Source organism: Larkinella sp. C7, from assembly GCF_006149005.1.
Taxonomy (GTDB): Bacteria; Bacteroidota; Bacteroidia; order Cytophagales; family Spirosomataceae; genus Larkinella.
In genome coordinates this window covers 21,455-36,685 of record NZ_VBSL01000009.1, presented here as the reverse complement: position 1 = coordinate 36,685, position 15,231 = coordinate 21,455, and the positions used below count along the sequence as shown (strand labels likewise).

Below are 15,231 nucleotides of genomic sequence, written 5' to 3'. Positions count from 1 at the left end.
TGCCGTGTCTTTTCGATGGGCCTTCAAATCGTTTTCTAAATTGAATAACCGCCGAATTACTCGTTGGGCTTATCAAACCCAGCAGCAAACCAGCAGGCATTCGTTTCTTCGGTTCGTTAGTTTAAGTCAGTAAAGGAAACTTTTAGCTCTGTATGAAGCAGCATCCAAACGCTGTAGGGGCAGACAGCAACAATGCAACCGAATTATCAGACACAAGTCCTCTACCATTGAAATGACGCATAAAATTCTGATTTCCTTATTCCTCTGGCTTGCTTCTCTTCCGCTTTTTGCCCAAACAGCCGGTGATTCCATTCCCACCGAACGACGGTTCCCGCTAACATCTTTTATTGTGCCGGCCACGCTGGCAGGGGGCGGAGCGGCATTGCTCGGCCACCCTACGCGAGAGCCCTTTCAAGCGACGGGTCACGTCAGTTCGGCGGATGACTACCTGCGTTTCGGGCCGTATGGCCTGCGGGTCGCGCTGCAACTGGCGGGCGTGAAACCGGCAGTCAACCTGGGCGACGAAATTGCCGTGACGGTTTTGTCGAACGTGGCCATGGGGGGTGTCACCGAGGTCTTTAAACGCACGATCAACTCCACCCGCCCGGACGGTTCCGACCGCCGATCGTTTCCGTCCGGTCACACGGCTGTGGCCTTCACGGGGGCAGAATTACTGCACCAGGCGTATCAACACAAGAGTCCGTGGATCAGCATTGCGGGCTATGCCATGGCGAGTGCCACGGCGGTGCTTCGGGTGGCCAACGAAAAGCACCATTGGGCCGATGTTCTGGCCGGAGCCGGCATCGGTATTGCGTCCGTAAAGATAACGTATGCGGTTTACCCCCTTATTAAACGCAAGTTACAACGCCATCGCAAGCAACCGACAAGCTAAATACAATCACCTGTCAATCAGTTAATTGATTAAGTATTTTAAATGAGTAACCACCTGTCAATCACCGGTTTTCAGCATTACGTCCGTATTAAATTCGTTTTTCGTTGAACACATTTGTCGGTTTGTCCAAAAATGAAAATAAATTTGCGGTTCGCGAGCAAAAGGCAGACGAATATTTTTTTGCACATAGGAAATTTAAAATAGACTTTTAATATGAAGCGCTTAGCTGTTTTTACTTCCGGCGGTGACGCACCTGGCATGAATGCCTGTATTCGGGCGGTTGTCAGGGGAGCGGTTTACCACGGCGTCGAAGTTTTCGGCATCCGTCGGGGGTACAACGGAATGATCAACGGCGATATTTTTCCCATGACGTCCCACTCGGTGAGCAACATTGTTCAACGCGGTGGAACCATCCTGAAATCCGCTCGCAGCAAAGAGTTCATGACCCCCGAAGGCCGTCAGAAAGCGCACGCTCAACTGGTTAAACACGGTATCGAAGGCCTGGTTGCCATCGGCGGAAACGGGACATTTACCGGAGCTTTAAAGTTTTTTGAAGAATACCAGATTCCCACCGTTGGCGCACCGGGCACCATCGATAACGATCTGTACGGCACCGACTATACCATCGGTTTCGACACGGCCGTCAATACCGCCCTGGAAGCCATCGACAAAATTCGTGATACGGCCGATTCACACGACCGGATTTTCTTCATCGAAGTGATGGGACGCGACTCGGGCTACATTGCCATTCAATCGGGTATTGCCGGGGGCGCCGAAATGGTGATGGTGCCGGAAGTGCTGACGCCCATTTCGGAAGTAGTCGAAACGCTGAAACAGGGCTGGAGTCGTTCCAAATCCTCCTCCATCATCATTGTGGCCGAAGGCGACGAAGAGGGCAATGCCGCCGAAGTAGCCGAAAAAATCCGCTCGCAGGTGGGCGTCGACGTCGACATGCGCGTGACGACCCTGGGCCATATCCAGCGCGGAGGCATTCCAACGGCCTACGATCGCATTCTGGCCAGCCGCCTGGGTTTGGGAGCCCTGGAAGGCTTGTTAAACGGAGAGAAGAACGTCATGGCCGGCGTTGTCAACAACCAGCTTCTCTACACACCCTTCATCGACACGATCAAACTGCCCAAACCGATCAACGAAGATTTGCTGCGGATGGTGCGGATTCTCAGCGTTTAGAGATACCCTGCAACCCGGTACGCCGTGTAGCCCACCAGTTCGTGGATCAGCCAATAGGAGCTAAACAGGGCTTTTTCGGAAGGCAGCAACAGGTGGTTGGGCGTAAACTCGCGTGGTCCGCCGATGAAAGCCGCCGGGTAAGGGGTTACGGCAATGTGCTGTTTCTCGAAACACCCGATCGCCCGGCGCATGTGCCAGGCCGACGTGATCAGCACATATTCATACCCGTTGAACCGTTTTTGAAGTATTGGGGCGGAGAAAAGTGCGTTCTCGTGCGTGTTGCGGGACCGGTTTTCGAGCAGCACGTCCTGCGCCGGAACGCCCGCCAGCATCAGGAATTGCCGCGTTAGTTGACCTTCGTTGGCGACGTCGCTCCGGAAAATACCGCCAATGCCTCCGCTAATCAGGATTTTCTGAATCTGCCCGGCTTTATACAACAGCAACGCCTGCCCCATGCGGTCGGCCTGATCGCCCAGATAAATGCGGTTGCGTGGCTTCCCATCCACCTTCACCATGCCTCCCGTCAGCACCACCCCAATGCGGGGACGCGTCGGGGCGGGTAGCGTAACCGGCGGAATCTCCCACCAGAGTGCCACCTCATTGGAAATAAATCCATTGCCGGTAATCAGCAGCAGCACGACGGCCGAAAGCAGGACTTTTCGCCGGCGGACATGATTTTTGGTGAAGATCGCTACCAGCAACAGGATGGTCAGCAGCCCCAGCGGCATGAGCAGAAAGGAAAATACTTTGGAAAGAAAGTAGAACATCGTGTATGCGAAGGCCAGCGCCCCAATCGTTATAAGTAGTATCTTTGTATGACAAACTCTGGTCAACCAACCACGCAATTCATGAATCGACGGTTCTGTTTTACGGCGTTCCTGCTGCTCCTCTCTGCCCCGTTTGTGCGGGCGCAATCGTCCGAAGGTCACCTGGTTACGGCCAAAATCAAAGGACTGGCCAACAAAACCGCTTATCTGGCGCATTTCTACGGCCAGACGCAGTTTACGCCCCGCGACACCGCCACCGCCGACGCCGAAGGACGCCTGGTGTTCGACGGGCCGAAAGAACTTCCCGGCGGGTTGTATATGATCGTGGTGGATGCCAAACCGGTTCTCCAACTGGTGATTGGCGAACAGCGGTTTTCGATTGAGGCCGATACGGTAAACGTCATTGAATCCATGAAAGTGACTGGTTCCCGCGAAAATGAGCTTTTTTACGGGTACCAGAAATTCCTGAGCAAAAAGTACGGAGAAATCAGTGCTTTGCAAAAAAGCGGGGGATCGGCCAGCCAGATTGCCGCCGGTCAAAAAGAAGTGGAAGCCTACCGCAAAGACTTCATGGCGAAGAATGCCAATACGCTGACGGTTAAACTGTTCCGGGCGGCCGAAGAACCCGAAATTCCGGAAGCGCCGAAGCTGGCGAACGGACGCCCGGATTCGAATTTTGTTTTTAATTATTACCGGAATCACTTTCTCGACGGTTTTGATTTTTCGGACGAACGCCTGATGCGGACGCATTTTCTTCAAACCAAACTCGACCGTTATCTCAAAGAACTGACCGTGCAAACCGTCGATTCGCTGATTCCGGCGGCTGATTACCTGGTGAATAAAGCGAAAGCCAACAAAGAAATTCTGCAATACACGATCTGGTACATTACCAACCAGTATGAAGAGCAAAAGAAGGTACTGAACACCGACGGTTTGTTCATCCACATGGCGGAGAAATACTGGCTGACCGGGGTGATGCCCGTCAGCGATACCTCCACGCTCACCAGCATGCGCGACCGGGTGAAGATTCTGAAACCGCTACTGGCCGGCAAAACCCTGCCCAACGTGAGTTTGAAGGATACGCTCGGGCGGTTTCAGGCGTTACACAACGTCAAAGCCGAGTATACCATTACGTTTTTCTACGATCCCGAGTGCGGCCACTGCCGGGAGTCGGCCCCCGCGCTGAAGAAATTCTACGATAAACACAAAGCCAAAGGCGTGCAGATTTACGCGGTAGCCATCGGCAAAACCGAAGCGATCTGGAAGAAGTTTATCCGGGAATTTAAATTGCAGAGTCTGCTGAATGTCTACGGCCCGAGCGCGCCGGTCGATTACAAAACGAAATACGACGTGTATTCCACCCCGACGGTGTATGTGCTCGATAAAGACAAGAAAATCCTGGCCCGCCGATTACCCGTTGAAGATCTGGAAGGCTACTTTAATTTCCTCCAACAGCAGAAAATGACCAAAAAACCGGCCCCGATGAAGGATGCCAAGGCGAGTGTAAAGGGGAAACCGTAACCGTTACTTCATCTTCGTCCGCTTCACCAGGTAGCTCGTCAGGATCTGGTCGAATCCTTGGGCAATATCGGCCTCGATGAAGTCGATCCGGTACTGACCGCAGCGGAGTTTAAGTTCGTGGTAAAAATTCCTGATGGCCGTCTGGTAGTTGTCGCGCACCTGGTTGGGCTGCACTTTCACTTTTTCACCGGTTTCCAGGTCGATAAATTCGTACGGCCGTTCGTCAAAACTGAAATCTTCCTCGGTTTTCTTATCGATGACGTGAAAAATCAGCACTTCGTGGAGGTTGTGGCGCAGGTGTTGCAGGGCTGAAAACAGGTGGTCGACATCCGAGACATTCTCGAACATGTCGCTGAAAATGACCACGAGTGAACGTTTGTTGATTTTTTCGGCCAGTTGGTGAATCACTTCGGCCGCCGACGTTTTCCGCAGCGGGGGCGGCTGTTGCAGCAGCGTGTTGAGTTGCTGGAATATTTTATGAACGTGCGAGGGCGTTGATTTTGTTTGCGTCTGAATGTCAATTCCTTCGGCAAAGGTGGTCAGGCTAACGGCGTCTTTCTGGCGCTGGAGCAAATAGGCAATGCAGGCAGCGGCCAGAATGCTGAAGGTAATTTTCCCGTAGCCCGGTTCGGGGTAATACATCGTCGACGAGGTGTCGAGCAGCAGGTGGCAGCGCAGGTTGGTTTCTTCTTCAAACCGCTTGACAAACAGGCGTTCCGATTTGGCAAACACTTTCCAGTCGATGTAGCGGGTGCTTTCGCCGGTATTGTAGAGCCGGTGTTCGGCAAACTCGACCGAAAAACCGTGGAAGGGCGACTTGTGTAAACCGGTAATGAATCCTTCCACCATTTGGCGGGCCAGAAACTCCACATTACCGTATTCCCGGACTTTCAGTAAATCTACTTGCGTTGCCATAGTCGTAAAAATACAGATCGCGGCCGGATCATCAAAGGGATTCGAAGGGTAGTTTGGGCATCCGGCACATCAAATTTGCCTTGTGTCTGAAATGCGCCCGGCGCAAACTACGCTTTGATTCAGTGATCCAACCGCGATATGAAAACGTTCTCCGCGCTTAAATGGTATCGATGGGGGCAAGCAACGGTTCTAAACGGTTCGTAAGCGGAAACAACACGGCGGTGGCAGGCTCGGTTATTTTCCGGTTATGACCGACAACCCGGATGGCCACATTGGCGATGCCGGTTTTAACGATTCCCAGGGTTTTCGCGGCTGCATAGGCCAGATCGATGATGCGGCCTTTGCCGTGCGGCCCCCGGTCGTTAATCCGAACGACAACGGATTGATTGTTGGATAAATTGGTCACTTCGACCATGGTGTTCATGGGCAGAGAAATGTGTGCCGCCGTCAGTTTGTCGTTCTGATAACGTTCTCCGCAACTGGTTTTTTTCCCATGAAAGCGTTTTGAATAGAAAGAAGCCTTTCCTTTCTGTATGAGACCCGACTGGGCCTCCGTTGATTTCATGCCGCCGAAAAGCAGCATGATCGTGACGATTATACTCATACAGTTTGAGGTTTGGTGGAAAACAAAAAAAGGTTGAGCGCCAGACACTTACGCCCTACCTTTAGCAGAAATTTTACAATTCCCTCATTACAAAGATAACAGCAACTGCTTAAGAAGCAAACTGTTTTCTTTCTTTATTCTAGTGCTCTCTTAAACCTGTCCAGTTTGGGCCGTACGCTATGAAAATTAATTTGAGGCAATATTTTTGCTAGTTATACTAATCCGCTTATTTTAGCGTTTAAATCACCTCAAACCACCAGAGATTGTGGAAGAAAAAGAGAAAGAAAAAATCTTTTCCAAGCGCGTCAGAGCTGGAAAACGTACCTACTTCTTTGACGTCAAATCCACCCGCGCCAACGACTATTATCTGACCATTACTGAAAGCCGCCGGCATCCGCAGGGCGACGGTTTTATTTACGAGAAACACAAAATGTTTCTCTACAAAGAAGATTTCGACAAGTTCTCTGATGCGTTGCACGATACCATTCAATATATTAAATCCGATTTGATGCCTGAATTCGACTTCTCCCAGTATGCCGTGAAAGATGAACTGGAAGATGTAGGCGGCAGCGAATTGAAATGGGAATAATCCCGCTATCTCTTCTTCCACAACTTAGCCTCTGATCACCGGAGGCTTTTTTGTTTTTCGCCCCTGAATGTTCGAACTTTGCGAGACAATTGTGAATGAGTGAATGAGCGAATGAGTGAATAGCCTGCCGGATTCTTGTCAAACTATTCACTCATTCGCTCATTCACTCACTCACTCATTCAAAATTAAAAATACATGAGTCTTCAATGCGGTATTGTCGGGCTGCCTAATGTTGGGAAGTCCACTTTGTTTAATGCCATTTCGAGCGGAAAGGCCGAAGCTGCCAATTATCCGTTCTGTACCATAGATCCCAACGTCGGCGTCGTCACGGTGCCTGACGAACGGCTGGACACGCTGGAAAGCCTGGTGAAGCCCCAGAAAGTGGTGCCAACCATCATCGAATTTGTCGACATCGCCGGGCTGGTTAAAGGCGCCAGCCAGGGACAGGGCCTGGGCAATAAGTTTCTGGCCAACATCCGGGAAGTCGATGCCATCGTCCACGTCATCCGGTGTTTCGAAGACGACAACATCGTACACGTCGAAGGGCGCGTCAACCCGATTTTCGACAAAGAAATCATTGACATCGAGCTTCAACTGAAAGATCTGGAGTCCATCGACCGGAAACTGCAACGCACCGAAAAAGCCGTTCGCGCCGGTAGTGACGCCAAAGCCAAAGCCGAATTGGAAGTGCTCATCCGCTACAAAAAGGCGCTGGAAGCCGGACAGAATGCCCGCGCCGTGGATGTGACGCCCGAAGAACGGTTTGCCGCCGTGGGCGAACTCCAGTTGCTGACGGTAAAACCAGTGATCTACGTTGCAAACGTCGACGAGAAATCGCTGCCGGGCGGCAACCAGTATTCCGATCAACTGAAAGAAATGGCGAAAGCCGAGGGCGCGGAAGTGGTCATCGTGTGTGCTGCCATCGAGGCCCAGATTGCCGAAATCGAAGAACCCGACGAACGCCAGATGTTTCTGGAAGAATACGGTTTGCAGGAATCCGGTCTGGATTTGCTCATCAAAGCGTCGTACCGCTTACTCAATTTAATTACTTATTTTACGGCGGGTGTCAAGGAGGTTCGCGCCTGGACGATTCAGCGCGGCTGGAAAGCCCCACAGGCGGCTGGGGTGATTCACTCAGATTTTGAAAAACACTTCATCCGCGCGCAGGTCATCAAAATTCCGGACTTCGTTCAGTACAAATCACAGGCCGCCGTTCGGGAAGCCGGCAAACTATCGGTCGAAGGCAAGGAATACGTCGTGGCCGACGGCGATGTGATGGAGTTTCTGCATAGTGCGTAAGGATAGCGGGCTTCTGGCCCGCTTTTTTTAGATCCCATAGCAGCTGATTGTATGGCAGATGTAACCATCGCCCCTGCCCAACGCCATCCATTCCGTGATATCAGGCTGTTTCTGATATTGATTCCGTTTATCAATGTCCTCAATTATTACCTCACCTATACGCATATTCCGTCGGGCTGGCGGTTGGTAGCTACGTTTCTGATCGATACGCTGGAAGGATATGCCGCCTGGTGGATGATCCGCCTGCTGATCCACAGGCTGGATCGGCAGTTTCCGTACGAGCGGAGTTTCGTTCAACGCCTTATCATGCAGTGCACGGTCACTTCCGTTGCCGGTATTCTGGTGATTGCTTCAACGACAGAGCTGGTCAATTTTCTGGCCACTGACAAACCGGTTCCGAGAACCTTTTACACCCACGACATTTTTATTTTCTTTATCTGGATTCTGGCGATCAACGGGATCTACATCGGCGCCCATTTTTACGATCAGTTTCGGCAAGCCGATCTGACGAAGCACGAAGCGCTCCGCATCCGGCAGGAAGGGTTCATGGTTCGTTCGGGCAGGCAGAATGTAGCCGTTCCTTTCAACGAAATTGCCGGATTTTATGTGGATGGCGAATACACGATGCTACTGACCGATCAGCAGAAGCGCTACGTGATCGACCAGTCGCTGGACAAACTGGAAGAAGAACTACCGGCCGAGTGGTTTTTCCGGCTCAACCGTCAGTACATCCTTCACCGCCAAAGCCTGTCGGCTTTCGACCGAATGGAAAACGGCAAGCTCAACGTACGGTTGAAAGGCACACCCGGTTTTCCGGAAAGCATTCAGGTAAGCCGTACCAAGGCTCCGGCTTTCAAAAAATGGTTTTCTCCTGACTAAATTCAACTGCACTTCACGGACATTTTTGCTACACTTCACCGAAAAACAGGCTTATACGCCGTAAACAGACGCTTTTCCTGGTGGTACTTTGCCAACGCAAATACGAACACACCATGAAAAAGTCATTTTTATTCAACATTCTTATGCTTGTCCTGACGGGTTTGCTGCCGGTTTACGCGCAGCAAATACCGGCCCCGGAGTCTGTCAAGCGCGACTGGCCGCTTATGGTCAGCTTACAATTCCATTCGATTTCAATGCCTTTCAAAGATTTGAAAAGCACCTTTTCGAACGTCGGCTTCAGCCTGGGTACGGAGGTGGCCTACAACCGCCGGGGCAGCCTTCTCCAGCAGGTTCAGCTTGGTTTTTACCGAAACCGAAACGCCGGAAACGGGTTGTCGGTGTTTACCCAAACCGCCTATCGTCCCCATTTCGGACCGGTGTATGCGGAAGTTAAAGCGGGCTTGGGCTACCATTTTGCCTTTCATCCGAACACGACACTCGTGTTTATTAACGGCGAATGGCAGTCGGCCAGCCAAAGCGGCAAGGGGATGCTGATGGTGCCGGTTGGGCTATCCATCGGCTATCAGGGCACCAAAACCAAACGACTGCTGGAGCCCTTCGTGAGCTACCAGTTTTTCATTCTACAAGGCTACAACCCGGATGTCCCCCTCCTGCCCAACCAGTTGATTCAAATTGGTTCCCGCATTCACTTTTCCCACTAATTCGCACCTCACCAATCCATGAAATACGCTTTTATCGCTGCCCTGCTGGCCGGTCTGCTAGCGTGTGAGCCAGAGGATCTGGCCACCTCCACGGTTTCCTGCACGGAAACCACGCCAATCAATGCCCACTATTCCAAAGCGCAGCCCATACAAAACCTGCTGGATCGTTTTACCGCCGAAGGATTACCGGGTGTTGCCGTGGCGGTTTATACCCCACAGGAAGGGTATTGGGCCACAGCATCCGGCTATGCCCGGCTGGAAGACAAAACCGCCCTGCAACCCTGCCATTTGCACTACAGCCAGAGCGTGGCCAAAACCTACATGGCCGTTGGTATCCTGAAACTGGTCGAGGCCGGTAAAATTGAGCTTGATAGGCCGATAACGACCTATCTGCCCGCAAATCTCAGCGACAACATTACCGATGCTGAAACCATCACGGTTCGGATGCTCCTCAACCACACGTCCGGTATTCCAAACTATTCGCTCGATACCGATTACGTCACGGTTTTGCTGCAGCACCCGCTGCGTTCATTTACCGGTGCCGATTATTTGTCGTACATTCGAAAGGCGCCTTTGCTCTTCAAACCCGGTAGTTATTTTCAGTATTCCGATACCAATTACCTGCTGCTGACCCTCATCGCCAACCAGGTTCACGGCGACCACGCCCGGCTGATTCAGGAAAGCGTTCTAGTTCCCCTCCACCTTCAGCAAACCTTTTACCATAACGTTCAGCGGCAAACCAACCTGGTTAACAGTTACTTCGACCGGTTTGGCGACGGCAAGCTGGAAAACGTTTCGCAGATGCAGCAAGTCAACGTCAACTCCCTGTCGGGCGACGATGGGCTGGTGGCGGCTCCGATCGATTTCGTCAAATTTCTGCGCGGCCTGTTGGAAGGAAAACTGTTGTCAGACAAAAGCATGAAAACGATAATGACCTGGGTGAACGACAAAGACGGTGAACCGACTTACGGCATGGGCTTATACCATGTCTATTATTCCGGGCAGCTTGCCTACGGCCACGGTGGGGCGGGTTTAGGAGCCGGATGCGCCCTGTATTATTTCCCGGAGAAACAACTGTATGTCTTCATGGGAACAAATATGGGTACACTGACCGACGGGCCTTACGTACGGAAAGTGGGCGAAATGAAGGACCAGTTGCTCGATCTACTGCTGAAATAGCTTACTTCCGCTTGTTGTAGCCAATCCGCCGGTAGCCCACCAACTGATCGGCCCGCGACGCCGGGGGGCGGTGGTAGACCAGAATTTCATACTCATTTTCCGTGTCCGAATAATTTCCCTCGATCAGGGTTTCGTTGCCCGTGAGGTTCATCCCGGAGCGCGACACCGGCGGGGGAATACCTTTCAAGGAATAATTATAGTTATAAACACCCTGTTTCAGTTGAATTTCGGCCCGGTAGGCGTGCAAATCCGGGACGTAGCTCATCCGGTTGAGATCGTCTAGCCGCCAGAAATTGAATGCACTGTTCACAAACAATTCGGCATTGGGCACCTCGTCCATGCGCAGCGTAAAAACCGTCGTGATGTAGTCGGCCTGCGTGGCTCCAATGCGGGTTTCCAGGTGATCGATCACGTATTGTCCGTTAAAATCGTCGGTTTGCACATACGCGCCCACACTCCGAATGCCGTCGGCGTTCACAAAAGCCGTGTTGCGGTCTTCCTTACGATCGATCCGTTCGATGTAATTGCCGCGCGACAAAACCGTCCGGGTATCGAAATACCGGTATTCGTTCCCACCGGGAAACGTGTTTTTCAGATCGAAAAGCCGGTATTCCAGCAGGTTATCAAACGCCCGGACGTTGGTCGGCCGCAGACCCGTGATCACGCGGTCGTCGCGAAAATTCTGGCGAATGACAATTTTCAGGTCGTCCTGGGGCGAAATAAGCGGATAGCCCCGGTAACTGATTTCGAAATTGATCTGCTGGTCGGTAAAGCGCAATTGCGGATCGTTGGCAAACTGTGCCGTGGCCGACACGCCCACGCGGTTGAGGTACGTACTGAACCGGCGGCTGAAATAAATCTGGTTCGGATTCCGCTCGTTATAGACCACCAACACATAATTGCCCGGCAATTTGACCTTCGGCACCGGAAACCGGTAATGGTAATACGGTATTTTGGTGTTCTGCGAAATCTGATAATCCTGAATCGGATAGTCGTTGTATTCGTACGTAAACTCGATGTCATTCAGAATCGACCGTTGCCAGTCGGCGTTGCAATGCACGAATTTAGCGCGGAAGGGACGAAAGGTAGCCGTCAGATCGTCAAATTCCAGCATGAGCTGCGTCTCGACGGATTGATCGATGGTGGGCGGGTTGAGCGTTTGAGCCGGATCGGTCGGGTCGCTGCCAAGCACCGGATACAGCAACACGGTTTTGATGGCTGGATCGGCAATCCGATCGTCGGTCGGCAGGTTTTGGGCGGAAGCCTGAACCATTACAATGCCGTTGAGCAGCAAAACAAGTCGGAAGAATGAAAGCATTTAGAATAGATAAATCGGTATAGGTAGGAACGAAATTTAGGGAAAGGCAGTATAAAAAACATTTCAGGATGTATTTTTGACCTCAGCAAGATGTAACTCAGGCGACAATGGTCAATTACGATACAAAAGAGTGGGTCCGGTTTCTGATTAATTTCCCAAAAGCCGACACCGTCCGCAAGCTGATGCCCTTTTTAGGCCTGATGACGCTCTATTCTTTTTTGGTGGCCTTCATTCTCCTCTTCGTCTTTAATATGAAAGACAATTCGGATTTGAGGCACATTTCGGTGATGCACTCACTTCTGGGCTTTGTCATTTCGATGTTGCTGGTTTTCAGAACCAACACTGCCTATGACCGCTGGTGGGAAGGGCGTCGGATGTGGGGGGCGCTCACCAACAACAGCCGCAACCTGGCCCTGAAACTGGAACCCCTATTGGATCAGGCGGCCACCGATGAGCGGGACTTTTTTCGCGTGATGATCCCCAACTTTGCCTACGCGATGAAAAACCACCTGCGGGCGCATTTTGTCGAAAAAGAATTTACGGAATGTTCGCTTTTCCCCTTATCTGCACTGAACCGGCACGAGCACATTCCTTCCCAAATTTCGGCGGCTCTTACCCGCAAAGTCTATGAGCTTCAGCGAAAGGGCGTCTTTTTACCGGAACATTTGCTGTTTTTGAACGGCGAATTACAAAGTCTGATGGACATCTGCGGCTCCTGCGAACGGATCAACAAAACACCGATTCCGTTTTCCTACAGCTCGTTTCTAAAAAAATTCATCTTCATTTATTGCATCACCCTCCCGCTGGGCTACGTTTTCAGCCTGCATTATTTTGTCGTCCCGTTTGTCGTGTTCATCTTCTACGTTCTGGCCAGTCTGGAGGTCATTGCCGAAGAAATTGAAGACCCGTTTGGGACGGATGCGAACGATTTGCCCGCCGAAACGATCTGCAAAAACATCCGGCAATCGGTTCGGCAACTCATCCCGGTTTCGGAAGCGGTCAAAACAACCTCCAATTCCGGGCTTCTTTGAGTTGGGGCTTCCGGGAGAAACCGTTATTTTTCAAATCGCTTCCTCTCCACCCTGACGCAATGAGCCTTAGAAGACGGGTTTAGCATCGCCCAACTGTCTTTTCAACTGGTATATCTAACCCTTGCGAATCGCCCCTCTTACCGCCCGGCCGTCCAAGATGGTACGTCAACCCTGCGCTGGGTACAGTTGCCGGTATAATGACCTGGGCGTTTTTTTCGGCCGGCATCTTTTTGGGTCCGGTCTGGCGGATGAACAGGGAATTTTACCCCAGTTTCTTTTCCAATTTTTCCGCTTCCAGCATCACGTCCTCCCACTGCGCCTGAAACGAATCGAGTTGCGTACCAACCCGTTTGTAGTCAGCGGTTTTAGACTGAAAAAGCTTTCCATCGGCCACCACTTTCGGCTCGGCCATTTCGGTTTCCAGTTGCTTTTTCTGTTTTTCAAGCCGGGCAATCTGCTGCTCAAAATCTTCGGCCTGCTGCGTGGCTTTTTTCAACGCCCGCTGCCATTCCTTGCGCTCTTCGTCATTGGTGACGCCCTTGCCGTTGGCAGAACCGTTGGAACGGTTTTGCCCATTCTTATCGGCCGGTTTGCTGGTTTCGGCCAGTTTACCATTCGCGGTCGCGGTCGGTTGCGGAGTACTGGCGGGCGTCTCGACCGGATTCGACTTCCGCTCTTCCAGCCACCATTCGTATTCGTCGTAGGTGCCGGGGTATTCCTTGATCTGCTCGTCTTCGATGTACCAGATTTTGTTGGCAATCTGCGAGACGAAATACCGGTCGTGGGAAACCACCACAAACGTGCCTTCGTACTGATCCAGCGCCTGAATCAGAATATTCACCGACTGCATGTCCAGGTGGTTGGTCGGTTCATCCAACAGCAGGAAGTTGGCCTGCGACAGCAGCACTTTCGCCAGGGCCACCCGCGATTTTTCGCCCCCGGACAGCACCTTGATTTTCTTGAAAACATCGTCGCCCGAAAACAGGAAACAGCCCAAAACCGTCCGCAATTCCGATTCGGATTTGGTCGGATTGGCTGATTTCAGTTCCTCCAGCATGTTGTCTTCCACGTTCAGCGACTCCAACTGGTGCTGGGCGTAGAAACTGAACGAGACATTATGCCCCAGCCGCCGTTCGCCCTTCGTGGTCGGTTCGGTTCCCGCAATAATCCGCAACAACGTCGATTTACCACGACCGTTGGCGCCAATCAGGGCCACGTGATCACCCCGTTCGAGTCGGGCGGTGGTGTGCGTCAGGATTTTTTTCTCGCCGTAATTTTTCGTTACTTCATCGAGGTGCAGAATGTGCCGACCGGGTTGCGTCGAAAAGTTAAACCGGAAGTTAACGCGGGCATTTTCGTCGATCACCGCATCGACCCGGTCCATTTTTTCGAGCATTTTCACCCGGCTCTGGGCTTGCTTGGCTTTGGTGGCTTTCGCCTTAAACCGCTCGATAAAGCGCTCGGTCTGCCGGATTTTAGCCTGCTGGTTTTCGTAAGCACCCTGTTGAATTTCGTTGCGGAGCGCCTTTTCTTCAATGTAGAACGAATAATTTCCCGCGTAGAAATTCAGCTTGGCACCTGACACTTCCACAATGCTATCCACCACATTATCAAGAAATTCCCGGTCGTGGGAAACCACGATAACCGCTCCTTCGTAGTTCAGAATGTATTTTTCAACCCAGACAATGGAAGGTAAGTCCAGGTGGTTGGTCGGTTCATCAAGCATGAGCAGCGACGGTTTTTGCAGCAGCAGTTTTGCCAGCATCACGCGCATCCGCCAGCCCCCGGAAAACAGCCGCAGCGGTTTGTCCAGATCCCCGGTCGAGAAGCCCAGCCCTTCCAGGATTTCTTCGGCTTTCGACTGAATCGTGTAGCCATCCAGAGCTGCAAATTCGTCCTGCGCCCGCGCCAGTTTGTCGATCAGTTCGTCACGATAGTTGACTTCCATCTCGTGCAGCAGGCCGTCGATCCGCTTTTGCAGGTGGTTCTGGCGTTCAAAAGCCTGCATAGCCACCGACAAAATCGAGTCGTCGGTTTGGTAGGAAAGCAAATCCTGGTTCAAAAAACCGATGGTTACATCACCCGCTTTGGAGATACTTCCGCCGTCGAGCTGGTATTCACCCATGATCAACCGCAGCAGGGTCGATTTTCCGGTTCCGTTGAGGCCAATGAGACCAATTTTCTGACCGGGCTTGATGTGCATCGACGCATTTTCATAGAGCGCCCGGCTTCCGAGATAATAAGACAGGTTTGTAAGAGAAATCATACCGGCAAATTTACGCATTTTTGCCGCGTTTGCTTGCATGGTTTGTGAAGAACCCGCTATA

14 protein-coding genes are annotated in these 15,231 nt (G+C 51.8%); 9 read left to right on the top strand and 5 right to left on the bottom strand.

The genetic code is table 11. The features are described from left to right. Positions 1 to 232: 232 nt before the first annotated feature. The gene (locus FH871_RS21370) at positions 233 to 892 is read left to right on the top strand and encodes a phosphatase PAP2 family protein (protein WP_138993425.1); all 660 of its coding nucleotides are present in this window, start codon (positions 233 to 235) and stop codon (positions 890 to 892) included. Between the two features lie 213 nt (positions 893 to 1,105). Further along, positions 1,106 to 2,080 carry a 6-phosphofructokinase gene (pfkA, locus tag FH871_RS21365; protein WP_138993423.1) on the top strand — a complete coding sequence of 325 codons (975 nt, stop codon included), beginning with the start codon at positions 1,106 to 1,108 and terminating at the stop codon, positions 2,078 to 2,080. Here pfkA and FH871_RS21360 read toward each other — a convergent pair. Then, positions 2,077 to 2,847 (bottom strand): YdcF family protein, encoded by a 771-nt coding sequence (locus tag FH871_RS21360; RefSeq protein ID WP_138993421.1) that lies wholly within the window; start codon positions 2,845 to 2,847, stop codon positions 2,077 to 2,079. The two genes, pfkA and FH871_RS21360, sit on opposite strands and share 4 nt — an antisense overlap. 81 nt (positions 2,848 to 2,928) lie before the next feature. Here FH871_RS21360 and FH871_RS21355 point away from each other — a divergent pair, with 81 nt between their 5' ends. Then, positions 2,929 to 4,368 carry a thioredoxin-like domain-containing protein gene (locus tag FH871_RS21355; RefSeq protein WP_138993419.1) on the top strand — a complete coding sequence of 480 codons (1,440 nt, stop codon included), beginning with the start codon at positions 2,929 to 2,931 and terminating at the stop codon, positions 4,366 to 4,368. A 3-nt stretch (positions 4,369 to 4,371) separates the two neighbouring features. Here FH871_RS21355 and FH871_RS21350 read toward each other — a convergent pair whose 3' ends face one another. Beyond that, positions 4,372 to 5,283 (bottom strand): DUF58 domain-containing protein, encoded by a 912-nt coding sequence (locus FH871_RS21350; protein ID WP_138993417.1) that lies wholly within the window; start codon positions 5,281 to 5,283, stop codon positions 4,372 to 4,374. Between the two features lie 157 nt (positions 5,284 to 5,440). Then, positions 5,441 to 5,887 carry a septal ring lytic transglycosylase RlpA family protein gene (locus FH871_RS21345; RefSeq protein ID WP_114407974.1) on the bottom strand — a complete coding sequence of 149 codons (447 nt, stop codon included), beginning with the start codon at positions 5,885 to 5,887 and terminating at the stop codon, positions 5,441 to 5,443. Positions 5,888 to 6,152: 265 nt separating this feature from the next. Here FH871_RS21345 and FH871_RS21340 point away from each other — a divergent pair, with 265 nt between their 5' ends. From FH871_RS21340 to FH871_RS21320, 5 genes are all read left to right on the top strand, one after another. Beyond that, positions 6,153 to 6,476: a DUF3276 family protein gene (locus tag FH871_RS21340; RefSeq protein ID WP_114407973.1), complete on the top strand. Its 324-nt coding sequence runs from the start codon at positions 6,153 to 6,155 to the stop codon at positions 6,474 to 6,476. Positions 6,477 to 6,671: 195 nt separating this feature from the next. Further along, positions 6,672 to 7,775 carry a redox-regulated ATPase YchF gene (gene ychF / locus FH871_RS21335; RefSeq protein WP_138993415.1) on the top strand — a complete coding sequence of 368 codons (1,104 nt, stop codon included), beginning with the start codon at positions 6,672 to 6,674 and terminating at the stop codon, positions 7,773 to 7,775. A 51-nt stretch (positions 7,776 to 7,826) separates the two neighbouring features. After that, entirely contained in the window at positions 7,827 to 8,654 is an 828-nt protein-coding gene (locus FH871_RS21330) for a LytTR family DNA-binding domain-containing protein (RefSeq protein WP_138993413.1), read from the top strand. Positions 8,655 to 8,767: 113 nt separating this feature from the next. Beyond that, positions 8,768 to 9,376 (top strand): hypothetical protein, encoded by a 609-nt coding sequence (locus FH871_RS21325; protein ID WP_138993412.1) that lies wholly within the window; start codon positions 8,768 to 8,770, stop codon positions 9,374 to 9,376. An 18-nt stretch (positions 9,377 to 9,394) separates the two neighbouring features. Next, the gene (locus FH871_RS21320; RefSeq protein WP_138993411.1) at positions 9,395 to 10,555 is read left to right on the top strand and encodes a serine hydrolase; all 1,161 of its coding nucleotides are present in this window, start codon (positions 9,395 to 9,397) and stop codon (positions 10,553 to 10,555) included. Between the two features lies 1 nt (position 10,556). Here the strand turns inward: FH871_RS21320 and FH871_RS21315 are convergent, their stop codons facing one another. Then, complete coding sequence (locus FH871_RS21315) at positions 10,557 to 11,873, bottom strand: DUF5103 domain-containing protein (RefSeq protein ID WP_138993409.1); 1,317 nt, start codon at positions 11,871 to 11,873, stop codon at positions 10,557 to 10,559. Between the two features lie 107 nt (positions 11,874 to 11,980). On the opposite strand from FH871_RS21315, the gene FH871_RS21310 reads away from it, so the two are divergent. Then, on the top strand, positions 11,981 to 12,904 hold the full coding sequence (locus FH871_RS21310; RefSeq protein ID WP_138993407.1) for a bestrophin family protein: 924 nt from the start codon (positions 11,981 to 11,983) through the stop codon (positions 12,902 to 12,904). 262 nt (positions 12,905 to 13,166) lie between these two features. Here the strand turns inward: FH871_RS21310 and FH871_RS21305 are convergent, their stop codons facing one another. Continuing rightward, entirely contained in the window at positions 13,167 to 15,170 is a 2,004-nt protein-coding gene (locus tag FH871_RS21305) for an ABC-F family ATP-binding cassette domain-containing protein (protein ID WP_171062909.1), read from the bottom strand. Positions 15,171 to 15,231: the final 61 nt, after the last annotated feature.